A 26288-nucleotide genomic window follows, 5' to 3' on the forward strand; every position below is an offset into this window, starting at 1 on the left:
ATCAGTGTCCGAGGATCTGGCTGAGGAACAGCTTGGTGCGTTCGCTCTTCGGGTTGTTGAAGAACTCTTCCGGTTCGTTCTGTTCCACGATCTGGCCAGCATCCATGAAGATCACGCGGTTTGCCACCTGACGGGCAAAGCCCATCTCGTGGGTCACACAGAGCATGGTCATGCCTTCTTCGGCCAGCTCAATCATGGTGTCGAGCACCTCTTTGATCATCTCGGGATCCAGCGCCGAGGTCGGTTCATCGAACAACATGATCCGCGGCATCATGCAAAGCGAACGAGCAATCGCCACACGCTGTTGCTGACCACCGGAAAGCTGACCCGGGTACTTCAACGCCTGATCGGGGATCTTCACCTTCTCGAGGAAATGCATCGCGCGCTCTTCGGCCTCTTTCTTAGGCGTTTTGCGCACCCAGATCGGGGCCAGCGTGCAGTTCTCCAGAATGGTCAAATGCGGGAACAGGTTGAAGTGCTGGAACACCATGCCAACCTCGGACCGGATCTTGTCGATGTTTTTCAGGTCATTGGACAGTTCGATACCGTCCACCACGATCTTGCCCTGCTGGTGTTCTTCCAGCGCGTTCAGGCAGCGGATCAGGGTGGACTTGCCCGAGCCGGACGGGCCCGCGATAACAATCCGCTCGCCTTGGTTGACGGTTAGATTGATGTCGCGCAGCACGTGAAACGAGCCGTACCACTTGTTCATTCCGCTAATGTCGATGGCGACCTCGTCGCTCACCTGCATCTTCGAGCGGTCGATTTCGCGGTCAATTGCAAGTTCAGACATGTGTTGAACTCCTTAGTGATGATCGGTGGCAAGGCGACGCTCGAGCCACTGAGAATATTGAGAGATGCCGTAGCAGACGACGAAGAACAGAAGCGCGGCAAAGCCCAGAAGCTCCCAATAGACGCCGTTCCATTCGGTTGACGCCAGGATGGGGCCTCGGATCATGCCCACCAGATCGAACATCGAAATGACCGAAACCAGTGTGGTGTCCTTGAACAGGCCAACGGCTACGTTCACGATACCAGGGATCGAGATCTTCAGAGCCTGTGGCAGGATGATCAGACGCATCGCCTGAGGGTAATCCAAACCAAGGCTGTCTGCTGCTTCATACTGTCCTCGTGGAAGCGCTGCCAGACCGCCGCGGATCACCTCGGCGATATAAGCGGCTGAGAACATGGTGATCATGATCACAACGCGCAGGAACAGGTCGACCGTGCTGTCAGGCGGGAAGAAATAGGCCAGCATCACCGAAGCCACAAACAGCAACGTGATCAGAGGCACGCCACGGATGAATTCGATGAAGATGACGCTCACCCACTTGATCAGCGGCATGTCGGACTGGCGGCCCAGTGCCAGGGCAATGCCCAGCGGAACCGACAGCGACACACAGGTGACACCCAGCATCATATTCAGCATGAAACCACCAAGATCACGGCTGGGAACAGCTGTAAGCATCGCGTCTTCCGAAGCACCTTCCGGTATCAGCGCTCCGCCAACATTCCAGACGACAAGCGCCACAACGATGGCCCCGAAGAACCCGGCCGCAAAGCTGTTCTTGCCGAATTTCTGGAACACGGCGCCGCCCGCGACGCAACCCAGCAGAGCCACAAGCGGGACCAGAATGGTGCCACCCCAGATCAGCCAGAACGCAATGAACGGGTAGAGCGCCGTGAAGATCAGCATCTTGCGCGGCAAGTCGAAGAACAGCACCGGCGCAAAGGCCACCAACATCAGCACAAATGCCAGGTTGGGGCGCCAGTAAGCGTCAACCGGGTATTTGAAGCCGTAGATCAGCTGAGGCCAGCGTTCGGTCAGAACCGCGAAACACGCGCCTGTCTTGCCACCCAGAATCTCACGACACTCTGCCAGCGAGTTCGCATTCCACACCCCGTTCAGAATCCACGGCAACGTGTTCTTAAGAAGGATGTAGATTAGGATCAGCGATAGAACCGTCAGGATGGTGTTGGTGACGCCCGAGAACAGATTCTCACGCAGCCATTTGACCACGCCCGTCTCATTCGCCGGGGGCGGAGAGGGGGGGATGGTACCTTCGGCCACGAAAGCGATCGGATTGGTTGTTTGATCGGCCATGGCTCAGCGCTCCTTCAACTTGACGGATGCGTTGTAGACGTTCATCACCATCGAGATCACCAGCGAGGCGGTGAGGTAGAACAGCATCAGCAGCAGAACGCATTCGATCGCACGACCGGTCTGGTTCAGGGTGATACCGCCCAGCGTCGCAGTGATATCCGCATAGCCCACGGCAATCGCCAGAGACGAGTTTTTGGTGATGTTGAGGTACTGCGAAATCAGCGGCGGAATGATCACCCGCAGCGCTTGCGGCAGGATGACCAGATTCATGATCCGACCCTGACGCAGACCCAGCGCGGCCGCAGCCTCGGTCTGACCTTTTGAGATCGCCTGAATACCGGCCCGCACGTTTTCCGCGATGAAGGCCCCGGTGTAGATCGACAACGCGAACCACAAAGCGATCAGAGGACCGCCGACCTTGATGCCTCCGCTGAAGTTGAAGCCTTTCAACGCGGGAATGTCCCAGGTCAGGCCCATCAGAACCATCAGCAACGCAAACGGCACCAGCCAGACGCCCAGTTTCACCAGCAGCGTTCTGGGGCGTTCACCGGTCTCTTCCTGCTTCTTGGTCGCCCGCTTTTCGATCTCGCGCGAGGCGAACCATGATCCGACCAGACCGGCAATCACCAACAGCCAGTTCAGAATGGTTGCACTGAACAGACCATGTGCGAATTCCGGACGGGGGATATAGACCCCACGGTTGGTGAAAGCGAAGGCATCAAACAGCATGCTCGACGTCGGGTTATCACCGCGGAACGCCCGCGGACCCGGCAGAACAGCCGTCATGATCGTGAAGATGATGATGATCCAGATCAGAACCGGAATATTGCGGAAGATCTCGACATAGACCGCCATCAGCTTTGAGACGAGCCAGTTGTTTGAGAGCCGCAGAACCCCGGCGATCACACCGAATATCGTGGCGGTGATACAGGCAAGAAACGCCACAAGCAGTGTGTTCAGTAGCCCCACAACCGCGGCCCGCCCATGCGAGGACTGGCTGTCATATTCGATCAGACGTTGGTTGATGTCGTACCCGGCGGAATCGCCGAGGAATGTGTAGGATATGTTCAGGCCGGCGGCCCGAAGGTTCTGGATCAGGTTGTTGCCCAGATACCAAATGGATAGCGCAATAGCGATAGCCGCGATCACCTGAAAGGTCAGCGATCTGTAGCGGGTATCGTTTATGAGCATCGACAGCCGAAAATCAGCTTTCGGCGGGTCAGTCATAGTCGACATATTTTGGAATCCCCGTAGCTAGCGGACTTTGTTTTTATGGCGAGGTTGTCCCCGCTCTGCGTCCGTTCGCGTAAGCTTTAGTGAAAAAGGGCGCAGGATGTCCTGCGCCCTTTTCCGTGGATGTCTTAGCGGAAAGGCGGCGAGTACAGCAGACCGCCTTCGGTCCACTGAGCGTTCAGGCCGCGTGCAAGACCAATCGGAGTTTCTTCACCGATGTTCTTGGCAAACACTTCACCATAGTTGCCGTCCGCCTTGATGGCGCGCATGGCCCACTGTGCGTCCAGACCCAGCATCTCGCCCAGGGTACCTTCGGTGCCCAGCAGACGGTTGACTTCCGGGTTGTCGGTGCCAGCTGCCAGCTCGTCGATGTTCGCCGAGGTCACGCCCAGCTCTTCAGCCGAAACCAGCGCGTTCAGGGTCCAGCGGACAACATCGCCCCACTCGTGATCGCCGTGACGGACCAGCGGGCCCAGCGGCTCTTTCGAGATGATTTCGGGAAGCAGGACGTGGTCACCGGGGTTTTCGAACGTGGCGCGGGTTGCGGCCAGGCCCGAAGCGTCGGTGGTGTAAACGTCACATGCGCCAGCCAGGTACTGCTGCTGCGCTTCGGCGTTGGTTTCGATCGGAACCGGCTCGTAGCTGATGTTGTTGGCACGGAAGAAATCGGCCAGGTTCAGCTCGGTGGTGGTGCCGGTTTGGATGCAGACAGTCGCGCCGTCCAGTTCCTTGGCCGAGCTTACGCCCAGTGCCTTGGGAACCATGAAGCCTTGACCGTCATAGTAGTTCACACCGGTGAATTCGAACTTCAGGTCGACGTCGCGGCTGAAGGTCCATGTGGTGTTACGGGCCAGCATGTCGATCTCGCCCGAGGCCAGAGCGGTGAAGCGCGTCTTGCCGGTGGTCGGAACGAATTCAACTGCGTTTGCGTCACCCAGAACAGCGGCGGCAACGGCACGGCACAGCGATACGTCGAAGCCTTTCCATTCGCCATTCGCGTCAGGTGCAGCGAAGCCAACCAGACCGGTGGTCACACCACAGTTCAGAGTGCCGCGCGCCTTGACGTCGTCTACAGTTCCCGCCGCGGCAGCACCTGCGGCCAGACCGGCCACTGTTGCCGCGCCCAAGATTACGGATTTTTTCATTTTTACCTCTTCCTGATTTTCCGCCCCGGTAAGGGCGGCTCTGCCCGGCATAGTGGATGCCGGAAAGGTTACCCCAAAGGTGTCTCCCCTTTAGTGGGCTTGAGTTTGGTCGCATTCATAAACAAACGTCAAGGGTCGGATCAGGGAAAACGATGGGTCTCCGCCTCTGGATTAGGCAGATGCGTAAAAAAACCAACGTTGGAAGGATCAAACAGAGAGATCGAAGAAGGTCTTGGCGTGCAAAAACGCGGCTTTCTTTGTTTCCGCCACGGCGTGGGCTTCGTCATCATGGCCCCATTGTTCGATCTGCCAGGCCTCATCAAGTCGCGAAATGCGCCATATCTCGTCCGGTTCGCGCCAACCCTGCGCCGCCGCAAATCCCAGAATCAACGACCCAGACAAGCTGACCAGATCGTGGAAAGCCGCCAACTGAAACGCGTCCAACGCATGGACCCGCTGACGCAACTGCGCCAAAGCCTCGGCTGACTGGGGCCGGTGCAGGACACCCGCCACGGGAATCAGTCGGGCCTGCAGGGTCTCGGCGGCCCAGTCCAACACGGGATCCCAGTCTGCGGCCTGACGCTCCTGCAGTTCCTGAGGATGGGTGGCGCGATAGCACAGCAGATCGGAGTCACCATAGTCCGCTAGCATATCCGCCACTTCACCGTGCTGGATGCGCACTTTGTCGATCGCCGCATTGGCCGATCGGGTGAAGGGCATGGTGGTCGGGTCGACCTCTTTGTCTTGCGCATCCCATTCCGCGGCGACGGCTTCGGCCATTGCTTTGGTCGGCAGAATCAATGCGGCCTTGGCCGGCGTTTTGACCCGGCGGCTATCCAACTCGACCGTATAGCCGTCCTCGGCCTCGACCGTGATGCTGTTTGTCCAAAAGCGTTTCGGTTTCCAGTCGCTCATGTCTTCACTTCCAAAGAGTGGCCAGCGTATCCGGCAGCTGGTCGAATGTTTCAATCACACAAGAGGCCGCACTTAGCGCAGCAGTGTCATGGTACCCCCACGACACCCCGATCCCGGTCACGCCAGCAGCAGCGGCCATATCCATGTCAAAGCTGGTATCCCCGATCATGACCGCATGCGCAGCCTCAACACCGGTTTCCGCCAACGCAGTCTGAACCATCGAGGGATGAGGTTTTGACGGATGATGATCCGCCACCTGACGGGTCACGAAATAGCGCTCCAACCCATGCGCTTCGATCAGCGCATCCAGACCGCGTTGCGATTTGCCAGTGGCGACACCCAACACAATTTCGGGCACCGCATGCAGGGCTTCGATCGCGTCACGCGCGCCGGGATAAAGGGGGGAACTCGCCGCACCAAGATCCAGCCGATGCGCGTGATAGGCCTGCTTGTACCCCGCAACCAATTTCGCCTGAATCGTCGTCGACTGCTGTGGCACAAGCTGTGCAATGGCCAAAGGCAAAGACAGGCCGACAATCGACAAAATGGCCTCACGGCTTGGCACCTCGACCGAGGCGGCCTGAAAACTGGCCGTCATCGAATGGACGATGCTGCCCTGACTGTCGACCAGCGTACCATCGACATCGAACAGGACCAAACGCAGGGGTGCGCTCATTGCAGCTCCTCGAAGGGGTCGTCGGCGGCAAGGTCTTCGGTCCAGCCAAACGTGTCCCAGCTGTGCTTCATGTGCTCGGGCAGAGGGGCCTCGACCGTGATCGGCTTGCGGGTCATCGGGTGCTGGAAAGACAGGCGCCGTGCGTGCAGGTGCAGCTTTTTGCTGATAATCCCGCCCAGTTGCGCGCCCCAGCCATCGCCGAGGTTTTCCTGACCCGAGCCACCATATTTGCCGTCGCCTATGATCGGATGGCCGATCGCGGCCATATGCGCGCGCAGCTGATGGGTACGGCCCGTAATCGGCTCCATCGCGACCCAAGCGGCGCGGCCCGCGACACGGTAGAGCGTGGCGTAGTGGGTATGTGCCCGTTTCGCACCCGGCGTGCTGTCGATGTCGCCCATATGGACGGGGATCATCTTTTCGCCCTCGCCCTGCTTGCCATGGCCCGAGGCCTTGACCAGACCGGTCTTGATCTCGCCGAGATAGGGCGTTGGCACACCGGCGACCAGCGCCCAATAGATCTTGCGCGTATCGCGGTGGCGGAAGGCAGCAGTCAGGCCCTTGGCGGCCTCTCGCGTGCGGGCCAGCAGCAGAACGCCCGAGGTGTCCTTATCCAGCCGATGGACCAGCCGCGGGTTCTCATCATAGCCGAAGCGCAGAGCCTCGGACAGGCTGTCGACGTGGCGGGTCTGGCCGCTGCCGCCCTGCACCGGCAGGCCATGCGGTTTGTTCAGTGCCAAAACGTGATCGTCACGGTAAATCACACAGGACTGGATCATCTTCGCATCGGCCTCGGACACGCTGCGCTTCACCTCGGCAGGCTTGTGATCGGCATCCGGCAGTGGCGGAACGCGCACAACCTGCCCCACCTCCAGCCGGGTCGAGGCCTTGGCGCGGCTGCCATCTACGCGCAGCTCACCCTTGCGGCACATCTTTTCGATCCGCCCCTGGCTGACATGCGGAAACAGGCGGCGCAGCCAGCGATCCACACGCTGGTCTCCGTCACCTTCTGCGACCGTAATCATCTGCACGCCACTCATGCCATCGCCCCTTGTCCCGCGCGGCCGATCCGCCCGGAGTATCCTGTTGCCACTGTCCTAGAAAACATGCGCGTCTGTGGCCTGCAACGGGTCGAGAGTCAAGCAATCGTAGGTGTTTCAGATGTTCAAGAAATCCCCATGTCGCCCGGCCCCGTCTCGGAACCGCCCTGCGCCTGCGGTCCCCTCGCGCCGGATCGCCTCCAGACCGTTGGCCCATTCGACCTTAAGCCCATCGCGCACTGACATCCCACGCGTTTCGATGATCGAGCGTCGGTCGGCCCGCACAGCCTCCTGCGGGAAACGGGCGATGTCGCAGGCCATGGCCTCGGCAGCGGCCCGCGCTTCTCCATGCGGCACGACTTTCTCTGCCAACCCGATCCGATAGCACTCCTCAGCCTCAACCTTGCGTCCGGTCAGAGCGATCTCAAGCGCTTTGCCCTGCCCAACCAAGCGCGGCAAGCGAACTGTGCCGCCATCCATCAGAGTAATTCCCCAACGACGACAAAAAACCCCAAGGTAAGCCGTCTCAGCCATCACCCGTATGTCGCACCACAAGGCCAACTCCATCCCGCCGGCGACGGCTGCACCGTCGATGGCTCCGATGACTGGCTTTGACAATTCCAATCGAGATGGCCCCATTGGCCCGAGCGTCGAGGTGGCGGATCCAATCGGAAAGCTGTGTTTCTCGAAATAGGCCTCACCCAATTCAGGGTCAGAAAGACCGGCAGCCAGCTTCAGGTCCCACCCGGCACAGAAATTGCCCCCCTTACCCCAGAAAACGGCAACCTTTGCGGGGCCGTGTTCGAAGTCGAGAAACGCATCCACCAGAGCCTTCGCGTGATCCGGGTCAACAGCGTTCCGCGCCTCGGGTCGGTCATGGATGATGGTCCAAACGTCTTCGGTTTTGTCTATGGAAACGGGCATGACATGTCCTCCCTCGTGATCATTGACCCAAGGGAAGCCGGATGTGTGCCACCTGTCGCCTGTGACGCCACGGCAGCGCGAAATTGACCCTGCGTTACCCGCTGTTGCGCTGCGTGCGTAGCTTGGCGAAATAGTCCAGCCGCTTTTTCAACTCACGCTCGAACCCACGTTCAACCGGTTGATACAGCACAGGCCGCTTCATCGTCTCGGGGAAGTAGTTCTGACCCGAGAACCCATCTTCTGCATCGTGGTCATAGGCGTAACCGTCGCCATAGCCCTGATCCTTCATCAACGAGGTAGGCGCGTTCAGGATATGCTTGGGCGGCGGCTCACTGCCCGATTGCTTCGCCAAGCGCATCGCGGCCTTGTAGCCTACATAGGCCCCGTTCGATTTCGGCGCCAGCGCCAGATAGACCAGCGCCTGCGCCAGCGCCAGCTCTCCCTCAGGAGAGCCCAGCCGTTCATAGGTCTCCCACGATTGCAAACAGATCGCCTGCGCTTGGGGGTCGGCCAGACCGATATCCTCAACCGCCATGCGGGTGATCCGGCGGGCCAGATAGCGCGGGTCCTCGCCCCCGGTCAGCATCCGCGCAAACCAGTAGAGCGCCGCATCCGGGTCGGACCCGCGCACCGATTTGTGCAAGGCCGAGATCAGGTTGTAATGCTCATCGCCGGATTTGTCGTATTTCGCCGCGCGCCGCATCAGACGCGTCGACAGCGCATCCGGATCCAGTGGTGCGTCAACCTTCCATGCGGCGACCTGTTCGATCAGGTTCAACAAGGCCCGCCCATCGCCATCCGCCATCTCATGCAGTGCATCACGTGCGGCAGGCGTGAGGGGCAGCGCTTTGCCCAGTTCTTTTTCGGCCCGCTGGGTCAGACGTTCCAGATCGGCAAGGCTCAGGCGCTCCAACACCAGAACTTGCGACCGGCTCAGAACCGCGGCGTTCAACTCGAACGACGGGTTTTCGGTTGTGGCCCCGACCAGCAGGATGGTTCCGTCTTCCATATGGGGCAGGAACCCGTCCTGCTGCGCTTTGTTGAAGCGGTGGATCTCATCAACGAACAGCAACGTCCCCTGCCCGTTCTGACGCCGAACCTTTGCCGCTTCGAATACCTTTTTCAGGTCCGGCACACCGGTAAAGATCGCGCTGATCTGAACGAAATGCAGATCGGTTTCCTGCGCCAGCAACCGCGCGATGGTCGTTTTGCCCACGCCCGGAGGCCCCCAGAAAATCAAGCTGGACAGGCTGCCTGAGGCCAACATGACTCCCAAGGGCGCGTAAGGGCCCAAAACTTGCTCTTGCCCGATCACCTCGACTAGCGTTTGCGGACGCAGGCGGTCTGCCAAGGGGCGGTGCGGGTTCGCAGCTGGCTCGGCCGCGCCGGTATCGAACAGATCGCTCATGCGCTAAAGCCGGAATCGTAGTGACAGGCTGCGGCCGCCACGTTGGATCACCATGTTGATCCTGCGCCCCGGATCGGTCAGCGCGCGCACCACGTCGTCAGGACGCTCGATATCCGAGCCATTGATCGCCTCCAGAACGTCGCCTGCACGTAGACCCGCGCGGGCGCCGTATGGGCCGGGGTTGACAACGACGACACCGGATTGGGAAAGTTTAAGCCCCAGATCAATGATCACAGCAGGGTTGACGCCCGAGACGGTCAGCTCGGGCAGCACTGTGCTTTCATCCAAGGTCGTCTTTTCGGCATCCGGCGTATCGGGCGCACGGATCAGCGCCACTTCGATGTCGTCGCTTTCCTCACCGCGCAAGCGGGTCAGAACGGAGGTGCCTCCGACCCCCGCCACGGACATGCGGAATTTCATCTCGGCCGGAGAGTTCACCTCATCCCCGTCCACATGTGTGACCACATCGCCAACTCGCAGCCCGGCCTCGGCCAGGGGGCTGAGGTCGTGCAAATCTGAGATCACAACGCCCATAGGGATCACCAGACCCAGAGACTCGGCAATGTCGGCGCTCATGTGCTGGCCACTCATACCCGCCCAGGGGCTGACAAAAACTTCATTGCCAGCTTGCGCCTGCCGCAGGAATTCGGCCACCAGATTGGCGGGGATGGCGAAACCGATCCCGTTTGAACCACCAGACCGCGTCAGGATCGAGGTGTTGATCCCGATCAGATCGCCATTCACGTCAATCAGAGCCCCGCCCGAGTTGCCCGGGTTGATCGCCGCATCGGTCTGAAGAAAATAGCCGCGCGCGTTCCCGGTCGCCGTGCCAGTGCGCGCCAATCCCGATATAATGCCCGAGGACACCGTCTGCCCGATCCCGAACGGGTTACCGATCGCCAAGGCCAATTCGCCCACCTCAACGTGATCCGAATCGCGCATGGTCAGGAAGGGCAGGTCCTGAGCCTCTTCCAGCCGCAGGATTGCGATATCGCTTTCCTCATGGCCCAACACCACCTCGGCGGTGAATTCGCGCCGGTCGGTTGTGACTACGCGAATTTCAGTGGCCAAGCCGACCACGTGGTAGTTCGACACCACATAGCCATCCTCGGACAGGATCACGCCCGACCCGAGCGAGTTTTGGACACGCTGCCGTGGCTCGCCAAATCCACGCCCAAAGAAATCCTGAAAGAACGGGTCCGAGAACAATGGCCGCGACCGCCCCTGCCGCACGATCTTGGCATAGATGTTTACAACCGCGGGCGCGGCCTCTTTCACCACTGGGGCAAAACCAAGCGAGATTTCGGCTTGCGATTGAGGTACGCGCGTCTCGGCATGGGCAACCGATGCCATAGCGACCGAAACAGCGATGAAAATCCAGCGACGCATGAGAAACCTCAATCCAGTAAAGCCCTCTGGATATGCGCCCAGCGGATCGTCAATGCAAGAAGGCCAGTCGTCAGCCTTTTTCACCTTCGTCAAAAAACGGTGTCATCTGCGCAACAATGACGGCGTTCTCGTCCAGCGCCCGCTGCATCAGGGCGCGTTCATCAGGGTCGATGTCATGCCCCTGCGCCTCACGCTCGGCCAACGTGCCATAGCCGGTCACGTCCAGAGGGGCCGTGTCGGCCTGTTTCAGGATCGCAACCGTTTCGCGCACCGCTTCGGCCTCATCCACGCCGCTGGCAAAGCACATCAGGGCTGCTCCGGTCGCGCCGTCTGGCAGGCCATCTCCCTCCTTGCGGCCGATCTGCACGAGCAGGGTATAGACTTGCTGACGAGAGGGTTTCTTTTGCTTTTCCATGCAGGGGGCCATAGACCTGCACCTTTGCACGGTCAAGCATTTGCATGGGGCTGACAACTCTGCATAGTGGTATTTTCACAAGCCACTAGGGATGTTTGATGACCTTTCCAGATTTCATTACCGACTTTCCCAGCCTTGACGTTCCCTTCCCCGAGGACGTCGTGCAAACAGCCGTGATCCGCTCAGATGCCGGGCTGGTGGCGTTTTTCACTTTCCTGAAGGATTTTGAACTGCCGATGCACGCCCACAAGGCACAATGGGGCACTGTCATCGAAGGCGAAGTAGAGCTGACGATAGGGACTGAGACCAGAATCTATCGCCCTGGCGACAGCTACTCCATCCCGGACGGGGTCGAGCATGGCGGTAAGATCAAGGCAGGCTCACGCGTGATCGACGTGTTTGAAGAGCCGGACCGCTATCCGGTCAAATCCTAACAAAAAAGACCGCAGCACAGGGCTGCGGCCAATCGTTTCAATGAAGCGCGCTTAGTCACGCAGCAATTCGTTGATCCCGGTTTTCGAGCGGGTCTTTTCATCCACGCGCTTCACGATCACCGCGCAGTAGAGGCTGATGTTGTTCTTCGACGGCATCGAGCCTGCAACAACCACGGAATAGGGCGGAACCTCACCATAGGTGACTTCGCCGGTCTCACGGTCGACGATCTTGGTCGATTTGCCGATGAAAACGCCCATGCCCAGAACGGAGCCTTCGCGCACGATGCAGCCTTCGACCACCTCAGAGCGCGCGCCGATGAAGCAATTGTCTTCGATGATGGTGGGACCAGCCTGCATCGGCTCCAGCACGCCGCCGATCCCGACGCCGCCCGACAGGTGCACGTTTTTGCCGATCTGCGCGCAGGACCCGACGGTCGCCCATGTATCCACCATGGTGCCTTCGTCGACATAGGCGCCAAGGTTCACGAAGGACGGCATCAGCACTGCGCCCGGCGCGATATAGGCCGATTTACGGACAACGCAGTTGGGCACGGCACGGAAACCGGCGGCCTTCCAGTGGTCTTCGCTCCAACCGGCGAACTTGCTGTCCACCTTGTCCCACCAGCCACCGGCCTGAGGGCCGCCGGTCTGAATTTCCATGTCCTTGATGCGGAAGCCCAGCAGAACTGCTTTCTTGGCCCACTGGTTTACATGCCAGTCACCGCTCTCCAGCTTTTCGGCAACGCGCAATGCGCCGCTATCCAGCGCGTTCAGCGTGTCTTCGATGGCTTCGCGCTGTTCACCTGTGGTCGCGGGCGTGATCGTATCGCGCGCCTCCCATGCGGATTCGATGGCGGCTTCCAGTTGCGCATTGGACATTGGGCGTCTCCCTACAGAATCTGTTCGTGTCGGTGTGGCCTATACGAAAGCCAAGCCCACGGTGCAATGCGACGAACAGAGGCTCTTTTGCGGCGGAATCGTCCGACCCTCAACTGGCGCGGCGGATATGCCGGATCAGGATGGTCGTTGCGGCGCCAAGTTCCTTGTGTTTCAGCGCCTGAACAATCGCAAGATGATCCTTGTCGACACGCTGCCTCCACTTGGGTCGCCAATGGGCGAACAGGTGGCGAGCGCTGGCGATATGAAGGTCATCAATCGTGTGCAGCAGGCGCGGCATGCCGCAGGGCGTCAGGAGCGTCCGGTGAAAGGCACGGTTGCGCGTTTCCCAGTCCGGCATAGTCTGCGCCTCATCGCAGGCCATCCGCGCCTCATCCATGCGCTTCACATCACCGGGTGTCATGTTCTGCACGGAATGCTGCAAGGCCAAAGGCTCAAGCACCACGCGCATTTCGACCACTTCGCGCACCTCGGCCGGGTCTAGAACAGCGACACGCATACCGCGCCGCGGTTCGCTTTTGGCAAGACCATGCCCTTCAAGCCGCAGCAGAGCCTCACGCACGGGGACGTGGCTGGTCTCAAAGGCTTTGGCGATGTGATCCTGGCGCAGCTTCTCACCGGCGTTCAGATCACCGGTAATGATCTTCTGCCTGAGATTTTCGTAGATTGTATCGGCAATCGTGGCGCTCATGAATTATAGATAAAATCCTCAACCTGTTTTCACAAGGCGATAATTCAGCCTGCAAACGGGTCCGGCGCAATGTTCCCGCCACAGACCAGAACAGCGACGCGTTCGCCCGGCTCTGGCGTGTAGGCCCCCGACATCAACGCCGCCAAGGCGGCGGCTCCGGCGGGTTCGACAAGGATGCGATGCGCTTGCCACAACACGCGCTGCGCCTCAGATATGGCCTGATCGGATACCAGTACCGACTCCATCCCCTGCGCCAGTTCAAAACAGATTGAACCGATCCGCCGCGCGCCCAGCGCGTTGGCCGCAACACCGGAAACCGAAACATCGACCGGCTCACCAGCCTGCAAGGCGGCGTTCAACGCGCAAGAGGTCTCAGGCTCGACCGCCACAACCTTACGCGCGCCTTGAAACCAGGCCAGAGCACCCGCGATCAGCCCGCCTCCGCCGACGGCGATCAGGACGGTATCGGCCTGCAAGCCCTGCCCCTCCCATTCGGCGAAGCATGTGCCCTGCCCGGCGACCGTGGCAGGCGCATCATAGGCGTGAATCTGCATTGCGCCGGTCTTGTCCTCATGCGTCTGCGCCATCGCCAGCGCGTTGGCATATTCGCCGGGCACGACGCTCAGATCCGCACCGATTTGTTCGATCAGGGCAATCTTGGACGGGCCCGCGATCTCTGGCACAAAAATCTTGGCTGGGTGCCCCAGCGCACGCGCCGCATAGGCCGCCGCCGCCCCGTGATTGCCGCCCGAGGCCGCCACAACACCTGCTTGCGGCACCTCCATGCTCAGCAACGTGTTGAACGCCCCGCGCGCCTTGAAGCTGCCGGTGTGTTGCATATGCTCGAGCTTCAGCTCGATCGGATAGCCGGGAATGTGGCTCTCCATCACCGGTGTTATCTGCGCGTGACCGGCAATGCGTTCTGCCGCCGCCTGAATTTCCGTCTTCCAATCCATTCTTGTCTTTCCGTGACTGGCACTCTGCCCGCGAACCCTATAGCTGTTTGTCAAACACGCAAGCAGGGATCGTTCACCAATGAGAGAAGACCGCCACAGCCCTTTCCGCGACGCGCAGACCGACCGCTCGACCGCGAGCGAGGTGCCGGACACGCCCCAAACGCGGTCTCCGGCCTATCGTCTTGCATTCGCCGATGAGGAATTCCTGTGCCGCGATGAGCTGCGCCCGGTGCGTCTGCAGCTGGAACTGCTGAAACCCGAGATGATCATGAGTGAGCGTGAGATCACCTCGACCATCGTCATGTTCGGCGGCGCGCGCATTCCGGAACCGTCGCAGAAACACACCGCGCGGACCGAAACGCTGGCCGGTCTGTCCCAGTATTATGACGAGGCGCGTGAGTTTGCGCGGCTAATGACCGAGAAGTCGAACGAAACGGGCTGCCGCGAAAACGTCATTGTCACTGGCGGTGGCCCCGGCGTAATGGAGGCCGGAAACCGTGGCGCACAGGATGCGGGTGGGTGCTCCATTGGTCTGAACATTGTTCTGCCGCATGAACAAGCGCCGAACCTCTATGTAACGCCGGACCTCAGCTTCAACTTCCACTATTTCGCCATCCGCAAGATGCACTTCCTGATGCGCGCTCGTGCCATCACCATCTTCCCTGGCGGCTTTGGCACGATGGATGAACTGTTCGAGTCCCTCACCCTGATCCAAACGGGCCGAATGGAGCGTGTGCCGTTCCTTCTGTTTGGCCGTGAATTCTGGGAGAAGGTCATAAATTGGTCGGCGCTGGCCGATGCGGGCACGATCTCGGACGAAGACCTCGATCTGTTCCGCTTTGTCGACACCGCGCAAGAAGCGGTTGAGATCATCGACAACTGGGAACCCGCCCCGCCTCGAGACGCCATTCCGGGACGCTGAGCCATGGCACACAAAACCGGAGAAATGCTTCATCTACGCGGAAACGCTTTGGAAAAAGGCGAACCCGTCGCCCTCCCGCTAACCCAAACCAGCATGTACCACCTGCCCGGCCTGCCGGATGGGCATGCCACCTATGGCCGCGTCGACAACCCGACCTGGGTGCATCTGGAACATGTCTTGTCCCATCTTGAGGACGCACCCTGCCTCAGCTTCCCGTCGGGCATGGCAGCCATCTCGGCCGCTTTGTTTGCAACCGTTCAGGCCGGTTCGCGCCTGTTGATCCCCTCGGATGGCTACTACGTGACGCGCCTGCTGGCGGACAGGTTCTTGTCCCGACTGGGCGTTGTGGTCGAAGAACGGCCGACCACGGGCTTTGTCGACGTAGAGTTTGAAGGCTTCGACGTGGTCTTCGTGGAAAGTCCGTCGAACCCCGGCCTTGACATGATTGACCTTGCGGATGTTGCCAAACAGGTTCGCGCCGCAGGAGGCCTCACCATTGCCGACAATACGACCCTGACACCTCTGGGCCAGCGCCCGTTGGATTTGGGCGTCGACGTGGTCGTGTCCTCGGACACCAAGGCCATGGGCGGGCACTCGGACATGCTCATGGGCCACGTCGTCAGCCGCGACGCGCAGATCATGGAGCGGGTCGAGGAATGGCGCCGCGTCTCAGGCTCAATCCCCGGACCACACGAAGCATGGCTTCTGCATCGCGGGCTCGAGACTCTGGACGTGCGTTTTGATCGCATGTGCGCCTCGGCCCAAGTGCTGGCCGAGCGTCTGGCAGCGCATCCGGCCGTCAAGCACATCCGCTATCCCGGCTTGCCGAACGATCCGTCCCACGCACTTGCGCAGGCTCAGACCACACGGTTCGGGTTCCTGCTATCCCTTACGCTGGAAAGCGAAGACAAGGCCGAGGCCTTCATCAATACCTGCCCTTTGCTGCGGCCCGCCACGTCATTCGGCGGCGTTCACAGCTCGGCCGAGCGTCGTGCCCGGTGGGGTGACGCTGTCGACCCCGCCTTCGTCCGCCTTTCGGTCGGCTGTGAGCCCGTTGAAGAGCTTTGGCAGGCGTTCGAGGCCAGCCTGAACGCGCTGTAACTATTTCTTGGCTTCGCGCAGTTCCTTGAACACGTAGATCGGCAGCACCACGCTGGCGATCAACGCCCCCAGCCAGACCAACAGTGTTGCGGCCAGCAGGTTGGAAACACCCCCAACCGTCAGCCCCGAGGCAATCAGGTCGGTGACCAGGAGACCCACAAAGGTCACGATCAACGCGATCCCACCCTTCAGGGCCGGCGCCTTCTTTTCCCCCAGTTTCAGGATCAGCGGCTCGGCAATCACCTGAACGACGGTGAACACAAGAACCACAACGATGAATGAGATCGGCTTGATGGCAAAGCCGTTCAAAATGAGCGACGCCAGCAACAGGCCGATGGCATTCCCGGCCAGCAGGGCCAGAGCGGATTTGATTCTGCGCGACATTCAAGCTCTCCGTGTATGAACAGGTACAGACATGCAGATATTATCAAACCTGTAGGATTTTTCGAGCCAATTCAATTGCCTCTTCCTTTTGGTCGGTTGAAATCGCATGATAAAACACATTCATAAAGATCAGACCGACCCACATCCGCGAGAGGTGAGATGAGCGACGATCCCTATTCCGTCCTCGGCGTCGCCAAAGACGCCAGTGCCGCCGAGATCAAGAAAGCCTATCGGCGCATCGCCAAGGAATGCCACCCGGACCTCAAACCCGGTGATGCCGAGGCCGAGGCCAAGTTCAAAGCCGCCGCCTCTGCTTACGATCTGCTGAAAGACCCCGAAACCCGTACCCGCTATGACAATGGCGAGATTGACGCTTCGGGTCAGGAACGCCCTCAACAGCAATATTATCGCGACTATGCCGAGGCCGCCGGAAACCCCTATCGTGGACGACAGGCGGACCCGGATGACATGTCGGACATCTTCGCCGAATTCATGCGTGGCCGCGGTGGGTTTGGCGGTGAGCGCACACAGGAATTCCATGCGCCGGGTCACAATCTGAATTACTCGCTACAGATCAGCTTTCTGGATGCCGTGTTTGGGGCCAGCCAGAAACTAACCTTGCCCGATGGCAACCGGATCGAGGTTAAAATCCCGGCGGGTATCACCACGGGTCAAACCATCCGGCTGCGAGGCAAGGGCGCTCCGGGCTATGGTGAGGGGCCTCCTGGGGATGCGCTGGTCACCATCTCGGTTGCGGACCATCCACTGTTCGACAGGCAGGGGGATGACATCCACATCACATTGCCGATCACCATTGATGAGGCTGTCTTGGGTGGCAAAGTCCCGGCCCCCACAATCGACGGTGGCGTCAACGTCACCGTCCCGGCCGGCACCAGCAGCGGCAAAACCCTGCGCCTGCGGGGCAAGGGAGTCAAAAAACGCGGCTCGTCCGAGCGGGGGGATCAACTGATCGAACTTACCGTCGCGCTGCCCGACCAGATCGACGACGACCTCAAGCAATTCATGGAGACATGGCGCGACGCCCATCGCTATGATCCTCGGAAAGGAATGCCGTCATGACCCTGACCGAAGAGGAACTGATCCAAGCCATCACTCGTCTGACCTCGGACCGCCTGACCGAATATCTGGCGGCTGAGATCGTGATCCCCGAGCAATCAGACCAAGGGGTCGTCTACCACAGCATCGACGTCGCCCGGCTGGAACTGGCCTGCGAATTGCACGAGCAATACGAGATGGAGGCCGATGCTTTGTCGATGATGATCTCTCTGATCGACCAGATGCACGGGCTTCGCGCTGAACTGCGTGAGGTTTTGAACGCGGTCGAGGCGCAGCCCGAGCCGGTCCGGCAAAACCTGATCGAGGTCATCGGAACCGCCCGCTTTCGCCGCGGATAGGTCTAAAGCGTTTTGCGTTTTACCTGAGGCAATATCATCGAAATGCGCGTTCGCCTCTCGTCGCTCGTATGAACGACTGTCGGCAACACATCGCGACCGCGATGTGTGAGAGACCGTAGGGAGAGGCAGCGTATTTCGATTCAAATCAAACGCAAAGCGATCTACTCACCTTTGATCTGGTAGTCCTCAGGCACGTAGAAGGTGTAGTCCCTGTCGGCCACCTGCACGTGGCAGTCATGGCAATAGGCCACGGCCCCGGCCCGATCGCCCAGAGTGTCGCCAAACAAAGACCCATCGGGCAGTACCATGATGTAGCGCCAGTCTGCCGTCTCGGGGTTGGCACCTTGGGCCAGTTTCTCCATCACGAACATCGCACCGGGGTAGATTTTACCCTCATCGGTCACCGTCATGCTGTCCTTGGCCAGAACCGAGCCCATGGGCAAAACCTCACCCGGTTGCAGGGTCGCGTAGTTCAGCGCCATGCGGTTAGCATAGCTGTTCACGAACCGCTGCCCATGTGTGGCCGAGATATAGGGCGCATCATTGAACAGCGGCCAGCTTTGGTAGTTCAAAATGAGATCCAGCTGAGAAGTCGCATAGCCACGGGCCATACGTTTCGACAGCGCGCGATAATGCGCGTTGGCTTCGTCCTTACTCAGCTCGGCCGGATTTTCGATGGCCAGATGAGCGTCAGGGTCTTCCGCAAAAGCGCCCGCCGCAGATAGCGGTACAAATAGGACTGCAAATGCAATGGTTTTCAATTTACTTCGAGGTCGTTCAATCATTTGGGGCTCACCTGAAATATCAGTTTGCCTACATGCCGCGCGTAGCGAAGAAATAGGCTCGCGGCGAAAAAGCACCGGCGTTTCAAGGGAAAGCCGAGCGTCCGAAACAGGACCGGACGCCCTAACACATAGCAAATATTGAAGACAAAATCAGCACCGGAAACATTAAGTTTACCGCTGCAACCCTTGGCAGAAATGGCTTAGTTATCGCTCAACCCAGCCTCAGCTTCGATCTGTTTACGCGATTTGCGCGCACGCTCGGTTGCCGATTTCAACTGACCACAGGCCGCCATGATATCCTCGCCGCGCGTCTTGCGGATGGGTGAGGCATAGCCGGCCTGGTAGATGATATTCGCAAAGGCCCGGATACGATTGTTCGAGCTGCGTTTGTACGGCGCACCAGGCCATTCGTTGAACGGAATCAGGTTGATCTTGGCCGGGATCTTATGACGTTTGATGTGGTCGATCAGACGATGCGCGTCCTCGTCGCTGTCGTTCACGCCATCCAGCATCACGTATTCGAACGTGATCCGTTCGGAATTCGAGACATTGGGGTAGCTGGCCAGCGCTTGCAACAACTCCTCGATGTTCCAGCGCTTGTTGATCGGCACCAGAACGTCGCGCGTCTCATCCGTGGTAGCGTGGAAGGAGATCGCCAGCAGGCAGCCGATCTCTTCAGCCGTACGCGCGATTTCCGGCACCACGCCGCTCGTCGACAGAGTGATCCGGCGGCGCGACAGGGAAATTCCTTCGGGGTCCATGGCGATCTTCATCGCGTCGCGGACGTTTTCGAAATTGTAGAGCGGCTCACCCATGCCCATCAGAACGATGTTCGACAGCAGGCGCGTCTCATCCTTCGGCGCACCGGGGGTCGGCCATTCCTCAAGATCATCGCGGGCCATCATCACCTGGCCCACAATCTCGGCCGCGGTCAGGTTGCGCACCAGTTTCTGCGTGCCGGTATGGCAGAAAGAGCAGGTCAGCGTACAACCTACCTGAGACGAGATACACAGCGTGCCGCGATCCTCTTCGGGGATATAAACGACCTCGACCTCATGCCCGCCCGCAATACGACACAGGTATTTGCGTGTGCCGTCCTCTGACACCTGACGGGTGACCACTTCGGGAATTTCGATCACAAAGCTCTCGGCCAGTTGCGCGCGATAGGCTTTGGCCAGGTTAGTCATCAGTGCGAAATCACGCACGCCCCATTGGTAGATCCACTGCCAGATCTGACCAGTCCGCATCTTGGCCTGCTTTTCCGGCGTGCCATGTTCGATCAGAGCCGCGCGGAGCTGATCACGAGTCAGTCCGACAAGGTTCACCTTCCCCTCAGGCAGTTTGCGGGGGATGGTCATGACGTCTTGAGTGATCGGCGCTTTGGGCCACATTTGGGTACCTACTGGGCGTATCTCAGGTGGATTCCGGATTGGGATGCGCCTCTATATAGGATCGCGCGCAAAGATCAAAAGGAATCGTATTGACCCTTACGCGCTTTTGTCGCCGGATCAGACTCCTGCAGGAGGGATAAAGCAATCCTCGGCATCCAGCGTTTTCACCGGATCTTCAGGCCCGCATTCCTCACCTGTAATCGGGTAGGTTTCAGGCTCTTTTTCACAAGCCGCCAGAACAAGTGAAGAAGCCAACATCAGAGTGATCAGAGTTTTGTCGAACATATTCAGACATCCTTTACTATTACTGAACAATTTAGTTCAGATGCCAAAAGGATGCGCTTTGATACGGATCAAGCTTTCTGAATATTTGGTAGAATTATGCGAGAAGCCGCAAAATAGATGGGCCGCGTGTGATCGCGACCCGACAGATCAGTTGGTGCAGCGGGTCTCTGCGTCTTCGATCGCGGCGGTGAAGCCCAGCAGAGAGAACGTGTCCTTGGTTTGCGTCCCGCGTTCCGAGCGTGCGGTCAGCACAGCCTCGGTCCCGCGCTTCATGGCGGTGACGATCTTGGCATCGTCCTGAGCGGTCGCCGGCCAAGCCCACTCGCCCTCGGTAAACAGTTCGAATTCAGACCCGTCTACAACCAGGTTCACCGTGGAACCGGCCGCGAAAGGGTAGCCACCGGTAAAGGTCACTTGCCCTTTGACCTCGGCATTTGGACGGTAGAAGACAAACAGCAAAATGTCGCTGCGGCGCACGGAAACGACACGTCCACCACGTGTATTGACAGTTTCCTTGGGGGCCGAAACGCTCCAGCATTCGGTGGGATCATCTTCGACAAAAACGCTCCAATCCGTTTTTGCCGCGACGCGGTTTGTACTTGTCCCCTGCTGTGCGATTGCAGTTGTGGCCATACCCGCCACACACAGACCCGCAAGCACGCGGGTAAGCATTGATCCCATTTGTCCAGCCTCCTAGCTCGACCTTCTACCTCATACCCATCGGAAAGCCATGCGAACCCTGCCAGTTCGTCTTGGAAACGTTGCGCATTCCGATGATTGTCGACATACACACACTAACGCAGGTTTCGCCACAGGCGAAAGGGCGATTGGCAGAATTTTGCGCATAAATCCGGAGGTCCAGATGACGCAGCCCATCCCGATGACAGAACTGTGGCGCGGCGATCTGTTGGAAAGCCTGCATCTGGGCCATGCAGTGGTCTGTGATGACACCGGGCAGATTGTGCAAAGCTGGGGCAATCCAAACGCAGTGATCTACCCACGCTCATCGGCCAAGATGATCCAGGCTTTGCCTTTGGTTACGTCTGGCGCTGCGGCCAAATACGGGCTGAACTCAGAACATCTTGCACTGGCCTGCGCCTCCCATAACGGGGCCGCCATTCACACAGATCGCGTTTCGGCCTGGTTGGACCATCTGGGTCTCACCGAGCCCGACCTGCGTTGCGGCCCGCAAGAGCCCGCCGACATAGCCGCGCGCGACCGGCTTATTCTGGCCGACGATACGCCGTGCCAGATCCACAACAATTGCTCGGGTAAACATTGCGGGTTTCTAACCCTGTCTCAGCATATGGGGGCCGGGCCGGAATATCTTGAGATCGACCACCCCGTTCAACAGGCCTGTTTGTCTACCTTTGAGGAAACAACCGGCGAGACTAGCCCCGGCTACGGCATCGACGGATGCTCGGCCCCGAATTTCGCGACCTCGCTGGTGGGGCTTGCGCGCTCGATGGCGTGGTTTGCCTCGGCCGCTGATCGGTCGGACCGGTCGAGCGATGCGGCGCAGCAGCTGACCGCCGCGATGATCAAGCACCCAGAGCTTGTCGCGGGCGAAACCCGCGCCTGTACCGAATTGATGCGCGCGATGAACGGTCGCGCTGCGATCAAGACCGGGGCCGAGGCCGTCTTCGTCGCGATCCTGCCGGAAAAACGCATGGGCGTTTCGCTGAAGATCACCGACGGCACCACCCGCGCCAGTGAATGCGCCATCGCCGCCATTCTGGTCAGTCTCGGGGTGTTGGAGGCTGATCACCCGGCGACGCGCAAATTCATGAATGCCACGCAATACAGCCGCCGAGGACTGGAATGCGGTGTCATCCGACCCGCGCCGGGCTTTGCGAACTAAAGCAGCTACATTTCGATTTCGTGGATTTCCGCCACTTCGACCGAGCCAGATCCGTTGATGACCATCGGGCAGCCTTTGGCCATCTCGGTCGCGGCATCCATGCTGTCGGCTTTGATCACCGTGAAGCCAGAGGCCGGGTTTGCCCCGCCATTGTCGACAACGCCGCCGTTGCTGACGGTATAGGATTGGCCTACCGGGTTTCCCGGGATATCCAAAGCCTCGCCCATGTTTTGAAACCACGCGCCCCATGCGGCCATGGTTGCTTCGATTTCTGCGGGGTCAGTTGGGGTGTGGCCCCCGTGATAAACAAATAGATATTGGGGCATTTCGGTCCTCCCTGAATGAAATCTATTGGCACTGCGCTTCGAGCTTGCGCAGCGAGGATGTCCAGCCTGTGTTGTGGTTCTCAGCTGCCTCGGCGTCGGCGAGCTCACGGTGATCGATAACAAGTCGGGCGCCGGTTTCGGTTACCGTTATTGTAAAAGTCACGTGGCTTTCCGGCCCGCGTTGATCTTGGTCGCCATGCCAACCCCAAGTGAAGCCGACCGAGTTCGGTGGATCAACATGCGTGACATGCCCCGAAACCTTGAATTGCTGCCCATTGCTGTTTTCCATCACTGAAAACCAGGGGCCGGTTCTTGAAAAATCCAGATTGTGATCCGGCACATGCATGCCTTCCGGCCCCCACCACTGCAGTAGTTTTGAGCCATCTGTCACCCAAACAAAAAGGTCTTCTGGGCTGACGGGAAAGTCCCGCTCCAATTTCAGGTCGGCCATGAATTTTCCCTTTCCAAGATGTCACCCAAACGATCCAGACTGCTTTCCCAGAACTGCCGTTTCGAGATCGTCCACTCGGCAATCGCACAAAGGCCTTCGGAGTGGACGGAATACAGCCTCTGGGTTCCCAGTACGCGTTGTTGCACCAATCCGGCCTGTCGCAGCACCTTCAGGTGGCGCGAGATTGCGGCACCTGACATGCCTTTGCCTTCGATCAGGTCTCCGGCGGGCAGTTCACCGCCTTCCATCAGTTGCTCGACGATGGCAAACCGAGTGCGGTCAGATAGTGCGGAAAAGGCTGCAATAAGATCGGTCATGATTCTTATTTAACACAAATGTTAAATTAAGGAAAGCCTACCTTTTGTCAGCGCCAATCAGGATAATTGGCCGATCCTCTTCTTTTCGTGTATATGTGAAAAGGTTCATAGACCTGCTCCAAAGACACAAGCTACGGTGTTATGTGTGAGTTTAATAAGTTGTTTTATTTTAGGAGGCTTGAGATGCGCTTCGCGTCCACTTCATTGTTTATCGCCTGTACCCTTGCTGTTGCAGGCTGTGCGTCCCCTTGGTCACAGACTGAGACTGTCACCCCGGCTGCAACCGCCCCTCAACCAACCCCAGCGGCGACGGTAGCGACAACTCCCGCGCCTGCGCCCGCAACGACGGCGGCAGCAGCCCCTGCAGTAACCCCGACGGCCGTTTCATCGACAGCGCCTCAAAATGCGTATGACCGCGACGGCGGAGATGGTGGCGGCGGCGGCGGTGGCGGCGGTGGTGGAGACGGCGGTGGCGGCGGTGGCGGCTGGGGCGGTTAAGCCGGAGACGACACCACATGCTAAAGCTTGGGTTCAAAACCGGTCGGCGCCATTTACTAGCAGCAGCGTCTATCTTGACGATTTGCGCAAGCGGCCTCAGCGCGCAGTCCTCGTCGGCAACTAGCGCTAACAGCAGGGTTGCGATCGTCATCGGCAATCAGGACTACACGAGCGTTGGCGACCTGACCAATGCCAGAAAAGACGCCGAAGACATCGCGGACATGCTGCGAGACTTCGATTTCCAAGTCTTCGACGGCTATGACCTGACCAAACGCGAGTTTGAAGAGCTGATCCGCACAGCGGTTCTGAACATCCCGGATTCCGCAGATGTTCTGTTCTACTATGCGGGTCACGGCATTCAGATCGGGCGGCGAAACTATTTGCTGCCCGTGGATGCCAAGTTTGAAAGCGTCTATGATGTGCCGCTGGCAACGATGACGCTGGATCGCGTGATTGACACTCTGTCCGCCCGTAGCGCGGCCCATGTGGCCATTCTGGACTCGTGCAGGGACAATCCGTTTCAAGACCTCAGATTGGCGGCCGATCTGGACGCCAACCTTTTTGAGACCCGCGAAGGGTTCGATGTTTTCAAGACACCGCTGAATTCTCTGGTGGCCTATTCAACCTCGCCCGGTGCGGTGGCCAGTGATGGCGAAATCGGCCACAACAGCCCCTATACGGCGGCCGTTCTGGAAACCGCCCAATCCTCTCCGTTTGAGAATATCCAACAGCTCTTTCCGATCATACGCGAACGGGTTCACACCAAAACATCGGGGCAGCAGATCCCCTGGGAAAGCTCGACACTGGTGCGCCCGTTCTATCTGGCGCAGCAAAAGGTCGAGGTTGAACCAGAGGCGCTGCAGGATGGCGCCCCCCAATCCCTATCGCTCAGCTATCAGTTCGATAAATCCGTCCCATTGTCCCAAAGCCTGAACCAAGCGCTGGGAAGGGACATTGTAGATGTGCGGGTTACAGAAACCCCTGACCGGGGTGCTGTCAGCGCAAGCGAAACATCTCTGACCTATACGCCCGAGATCACGGACACACGTGCCGTTGACCTGCCCAAAACCGATTTCGCCGATACCTTCGCAGTCGAAGTCGTCACCGCTGATCAGACGCGACAGACGGTTGAGGTCTCTCTGGAATTGGGGATGAATGCCTGCGATCTCGAAGCGGGGGATGCGCTGGACCTCAACGGCGTTGGCGTGTTTCGCCTGCCGAATGAGCTGGATATCACCAAAGGTCTGGCCGCCTGTTCGCAAGCGGTCGAGGACTATCCGGAAAACGCGCGGTTCCAGTATCAACTGGGCCGTTTGCAACAAGCCGCAGGCAATGTGCCAGGCGCCTTTGAGAGTTTCACGACCGCTGTCGACGGCGGGCATATTCGCGCCAAATACGCTCTGGCAACTTTGTTGGATACACAGCGCATCGACCGCGCGGTCACCAAGACCCCTTATGACCCGGATAAAGCGCGCGCGCTGTTAGAAGAAGCCATCGCCCAGCAAGACCCCTATGCCATGCACCGGCTGGGCCAACAACTGCTGCGCAAAGGTGAAACGACCGAAGAGAAAAACCGCGGCTTCGAGCTGTTGGAACGGTCGGTCGAGCTTGGACATACCTATTCGATGAATGAACTGGGCATGTATTTCCTGCGTGAAAACTCGGAACGCTATATCCCCGAGCGTGGGTTGCGATATCTCCGCGCTTCCGAACTACGGCAGGACATCTATGGGTACGACAATCTGGCCTATGTCTCGCTGAATGGGCTGGGCGGCAATCCGGTCGATTTCGACAAAGCCGAAGCCTACTTTCTGGCGGCAGCCCAAGGCGGGCACCCCACCGCTCCGGCCAGTATCGCCCGCATGATCATGCGGGACCAGCTACAGGGCCGGCCCCGTACCGAGGCTTTGGCCTGGTACGATACATCGCTGGAACGCGGTGACGCCTGGGGTGGTGCGAACGGAGCCTATATCATTCTGGACGGTCAGGTACCGGGCAAAGGTCCCGCTGACGCCGCGCTCAGGGCGGCCAAAGCAGCCCTACTGCCGAATGAGGAACCTGCCGCGCGGGCTCAATCGCAACTCGACAGCCTCTCGCGCGGGGATCTGGATCGGGCTTTACAGCTGGCGCTGAATGAACTGGGGGAAAATGTCACCGTCGATGGCCAAGTCGGCCCGGCGACTTTGACTGCGCTGGAAAACATCAGCGCCAAGTTCGGTGTTCCGGTTCCCTATGCCGCCGCCAGCGATCCAAAGGCCCGGCTGTTGTTGGCCGCGCGGGTGTACTGGGCGCAGAATCCGGTGCGCTTTGACTTGTTCTAGACCG

At 59.2% G+C, this 26288-nt stretch carries 30 protein-coding genes; 8 read left to right on the forward strand and 22 right to left on the reverse strand.

The genetic code is table 11. The annotated features are described in order from the left end of the window. Window position 1 precedes the first annotated feature (1 nt). The 11 genes from ACR0B5_RS11535 to ACR0B5_RS11585 form a co-directional block, all read right to left on the reverse strand. On the reverse strand, window positions 2–793 hold the full coding sequence (locus tag ACR0B5_RS11535) for an amino acid ABC transporter ATP-binding protein (protein WP_170528808.1): 792 nt from the start codon (window positions 791–793) through the stop codon (window positions 2–4). A gap of 12 nt (window positions 794–805) precedes the next feature. After that, window positions 806–2104, reverse strand: a complete 1299-nt coding sequence (locus tag ACR0B5_RS11540) for an amino acid ABC transporter permease (protein WP_170375959.1) — start codon at window positions 2102–2104, stop codon at window positions 806–808. Window positions 2105–2107: 3 nt separating this feature from the next. Then, window positions 2108–3340 (reverse strand): amino acid ABC transporter permease, encoded by a 1233-nt coding sequence (locus tag ACR0B5_RS11545; RefSeq protein ID WP_170375961.1) that lies wholly within the window; start codon window positions 3338–3340, stop codon window positions 2108–2110. A gap of 125 nt (window positions 3341–3465) precedes the next feature. Continuing rightward, window positions 3466–4482: an amino acid ABC transporter substrate-binding protein gene (locus tag ACR0B5_RS11550; RefSeq protein WP_170375963.1), complete on the reverse strand. Its 1017-nt coding sequence runs from the start codon at window positions 4480–4482 to the stop codon at window positions 3466–3468. Between the two features lie 207 nt (window positions 4483–4689). Further along, a complete protein-coding gene (locus tag ACR0B5_RS11555) occupies window positions 4690–5397 on the reverse strand; it encodes an ATP12 family chaperone protein (RefSeq protein ID WP_480540510.1) in 708 nt (235 codons plus the stop codon). Window positions 5398–5401: 4 nt separating this feature from the next. Continuing rightward, window positions 5402–6073: an HAD-IA family hydrolase gene (locus tag ACR0B5_RS11560; RefSeq protein WP_480540512.1), complete on the reverse strand. Its 672-nt coding sequence runs from the start codon at window positions 6071–6073 to the stop codon at window positions 5402–5404. Beyond that, window positions 6070–7113: an RluA family pseudouridine synthase gene (locus ACR0B5_RS11565; RefSeq protein ID WP_170459807.1), complete on the reverse strand. Its 1044-nt coding sequence runs from the start codon at window positions 7111–7113 to the stop codon at window positions 6070–6072. Before ACR0B5_RS11565 ends, ACR0B5_RS11560 begins: the two co-directional genes overlap by 4 nt. A 117-nt stretch (window positions 7114–7230) precedes the next feature. Beyond that, window positions 7231–8037 (reverse strand): crotonase/enoyl-CoA hydratase family protein, encoded by an 807-nt coding sequence (locus ACR0B5_RS11570; RefSeq protein ID WP_480540514.1) that lies wholly within the window; start codon window positions 8035–8037, stop codon window positions 7231–7233. A gap of 94 nt (window positions 8038–8131) precedes the next feature. After that, window positions 8132–9445, reverse strand: coding sequence for a replication-associated recombination protein A (locus ACR0B5_RS11575; protein WP_480540516.1), 1314 nt, complete (start codon window positions 9443–9445; stop codon window positions 8132–8134). Between the two features lie 3 nt (window positions 9446–9448). Next, on the reverse strand, window positions 9449–10834 hold the full coding sequence (locus ACR0B5_RS11580) for a trypsin-like peptidase domain-containing protein (RefSeq protein WP_480540518.1): 1386 nt from the start codon (window positions 10832–10834) through the stop codon (window positions 9449–9451). A gap of 70 nt (window positions 10835–10904) precedes the next feature. Continuing rightward, complete coding sequence (locus ACR0B5_RS11585; RefSeq protein WP_170706063.1) at window positions 10905–11249, reverse strand: hypothetical protein; 345 nt, start codon at window positions 11247–11249, stop codon at window positions 10905–10907. Between the two features lie 98 nt (window positions 11250–11347). On the opposite strand from ACR0B5_RS11585, the gene ACR0B5_RS11590 reads away from it, so the two are divergent. Beyond that, on the forward strand, window positions 11348–11683 hold the full coding sequence (locus ACR0B5_RS11590) for a cupin domain-containing protein (protein WP_480540521.1): 336 nt from the start codon (window positions 11348–11350) through the stop codon (window positions 11681–11683). 51 nt (window positions 11684–11734) lie between these two features. On the opposite strand, the gene dapD is transcribed toward ACR0B5_RS11590, so the two are convergent. The 3 genes from dapD to ACR0B5_RS11605 all read right to left on the reverse strand — a co-directional run bounded on the left by dapD (window position 11735) and on the right by ACR0B5_RS11605 (window position 14227). Continuing rightward, on the reverse strand, window positions 11735–12562 hold the full coding sequence (gene dapD / locus ACR0B5_RS11595; protein ID WP_480540523.1) for a 2,3,4,5-tetrahydropyridine-2,6-dicarboxylate N-succinyltransferase: 828 nt from the start codon (window positions 12560–12562) through the stop codon (window positions 11735–11737). A gap of 109 nt (window positions 12563–12671) precedes the next feature. After that, window positions 12672–13271, reverse strand: coding sequence for a GntR family transcriptional regulator (locus ACR0B5_RS11600; protein ID WP_480540525.1), 600 nt, complete (start codon window positions 13269–13271; stop codon window positions 12672–12674). Between the two features lie 44 nt (window positions 13272–13315). Then, window positions 13316–14227: a threonine/serine dehydratase gene (locus ACR0B5_RS11605; RefSeq protein WP_425083749.1), complete on the reverse strand. Its 912-nt coding sequence runs from the start codon at window positions 14225–14227 to the stop codon at window positions 13316–13318. 79 nt (window positions 14228–14306) lie between these two features. On the opposite strand from ACR0B5_RS11605, the gene ACR0B5_RS11610 reads away from it, so the two are divergent. Further along, on the forward strand, window positions 14307–15149 hold the full coding sequence (locus ACR0B5_RS11610; protein WP_170375987.1) for an LOG family protein: 843 nt from the start codon (window positions 14307–14309) through the stop codon (window positions 15147–15149). A gap of 3 nt (window positions 15150–15152) precedes the next feature. Then, window positions 15153–16250 carry a cystathionine gamma-lyase gene (locus ACR0B5_RS11615; protein WP_480540527.1) on the forward strand — a complete coding sequence of 366 codons (1098 nt, stop codon included), beginning with the start codon at window positions 15153–15155 and terminating at the stop codon, window positions 16248–16250. On the opposite strand, the gene ACR0B5_RS11620 is transcribed toward ACR0B5_RS11615, so the two are convergent. After that, window positions 16251–16634 carry a hypothetical protein gene (locus ACR0B5_RS11620; protein WP_170644204.1) on the reverse strand — a complete coding sequence of 128 codons (384 nt, stop codon included), beginning with the start codon at window positions 16632–16634 and terminating at the stop codon, window positions 16251–16253. A 159-nt stretch (window positions 16635–16793) separates the two neighbouring features. On the opposite strand from ACR0B5_RS11620, the gene ACR0B5_RS11625 reads away from it, so the two are divergent. Next, window positions 16794–17714 (forward strand): DnaJ C-terminal domain-containing protein, encoded by a 921-nt coding sequence (locus ACR0B5_RS11625; protein ID WP_480540530.1) that lies wholly within the window; start codon window positions 16794–16796, stop codon window positions 17712–17714. Next, window positions 17711–18049 carry a hypothetical protein gene (locus tag ACR0B5_RS11630; RefSeq protein WP_480540532.1) on the forward strand — a complete coding sequence of 113 codons (339 nt, stop codon included), beginning with the start codon at window positions 17711–17713 and terminating at the stop codon, window positions 18047–18049. The genes ACR0B5_RS11625 and ACR0B5_RS11630 overlap by 4 nt, the downstream gene beginning before the upstream one ends. A 161-nt stretch (window positions 18050–18210) precedes the next feature. Here ACR0B5_RS11630 and ACR0B5_RS11635 read toward each other — a convergent pair whose 3' ends face one another. From ACR0B5_RS11635 to ACR0B5_RS11650, 4 genes are all read right to left on the reverse strand, one after another. Further along, on the reverse strand, window positions 18211–18834 hold the full coding sequence (locus tag ACR0B5_RS11635; RefSeq protein WP_480540533.1) for a cytochrome P460 family protein: 624 nt from the start codon (window positions 18832–18834) through the stop codon (window positions 18211–18213). Window positions 18835–19034: 200 nt separating this feature from the next. Next, entirely contained in the window at window positions 19035–20225 is a 1191-nt protein-coding gene (gene rlmN, locus ACR0B5_RS11640; protein ID WP_480540535.1) for a dual-specificity RNA methyltransferase RlmN, read from the reverse strand. Between the two features lie 117 nt (window positions 20226–20342). Continuing rightward, window positions 20343–20510, reverse strand: a complete 168-nt coding sequence (locus ACR0B5_RS11645; RefSeq protein ID WP_170376001.1) for a hypothetical protein — start codon at window positions 20508–20510, stop codon at window positions 20343–20345. 147 nt (window positions 20511–20657) lie between these two features. Beyond that, the gene (locus tag ACR0B5_RS11650) at window positions 20658–21191 is read right to left on the reverse strand and encodes an invasion associated locus B family protein (protein WP_170376002.1); all 534 of its coding nucleotides are present in this window, start codon (window positions 21189–21191) and stop codon (window positions 20658–20660) included. A gap of 181 nt (window positions 21192–21372) precedes the next feature. Here ACR0B5_RS11650 and ACR0B5_RS11655 point away from each other — a divergent pair, with 181 nt between their 5' ends. Beyond that, complete coding sequence (locus ACR0B5_RS11655) at window positions 21373–22371, forward strand: asparaginase (protein WP_480540537.1); 999 nt, start codon at window positions 21373–21375, stop codon at window positions 22369–22371. 5 nt (window positions 22372–22376) lie between these two features. Here the strand turns inward: ACR0B5_RS11655 and ACR0B5_RS11660 are convergent, their stop codons facing one another. Genes ACR0B5_RS11660 through ACR0B5_RS11670 form a run of 3 tightly spaced genes read right to left on the reverse strand, consistent with a single transcriptional unit; the run spans window position 22377 to window position 23465 of the window. Next, window positions 22377–22697 carry a YciI family protein gene (locus tag ACR0B5_RS11660; protein ID WP_170459773.1) on the reverse strand — a complete coding sequence of 107 codons (321 nt, stop codon included), beginning with the start codon at window positions 22695–22697 and terminating at the stop codon, window positions 22377–22379. Between the two features lie 22 nt (window positions 22698–22719). Then, window positions 22720–23148, reverse strand: a complete 429-nt coding sequence (locus ACR0B5_RS11665; protein ID WP_480540540.1) for an SRPBCC family protein — start codon at window positions 23146–23148, stop codon at window positions 22720–22722. Continuing rightward, window positions 23136–23465: an ArsR/SmtB family transcription factor gene (locus ACR0B5_RS11670; protein ID WP_480540542.1), complete on the reverse strand. Its 330-nt coding sequence runs from the start codon at window positions 23463–23465 to the stop codon at window positions 23136–23138. Before ACR0B5_RS11670 ends, ACR0B5_RS11665 begins: the two co-directional genes overlap by 13 nt. Window positions 23466–23648: 183 nt before the next feature. Between ACR0B5_RS11670 and ACR0B5_RS11675 the strand changes: the two genes are divergently transcribed. After that, on the forward strand, window positions 23649–23963 hold the full coding sequence (locus tag ACR0B5_RS11675; protein WP_480540544.1) for a hypothetical protein: 315 nt from the start codon (window positions 23649–23651) through the stop codon (window positions 23961–23963). 74 nt (window positions 23964–24037) lie between these two features. Next, entirely contained in the window at window positions 24038–26284 is a 2247-nt protein-coding gene (locus tag ACR0B5_RS11680) for a caspase family protein (RefSeq protein ID WP_480540546.1), read from the forward strand. The last annotated feature ends 4 nt before the right edge of the window (window positions 26285–26288 follow it).

The sequence above is a fragment of the Ruegeria sp. AG1 genome, assembly GCF_056541705.1.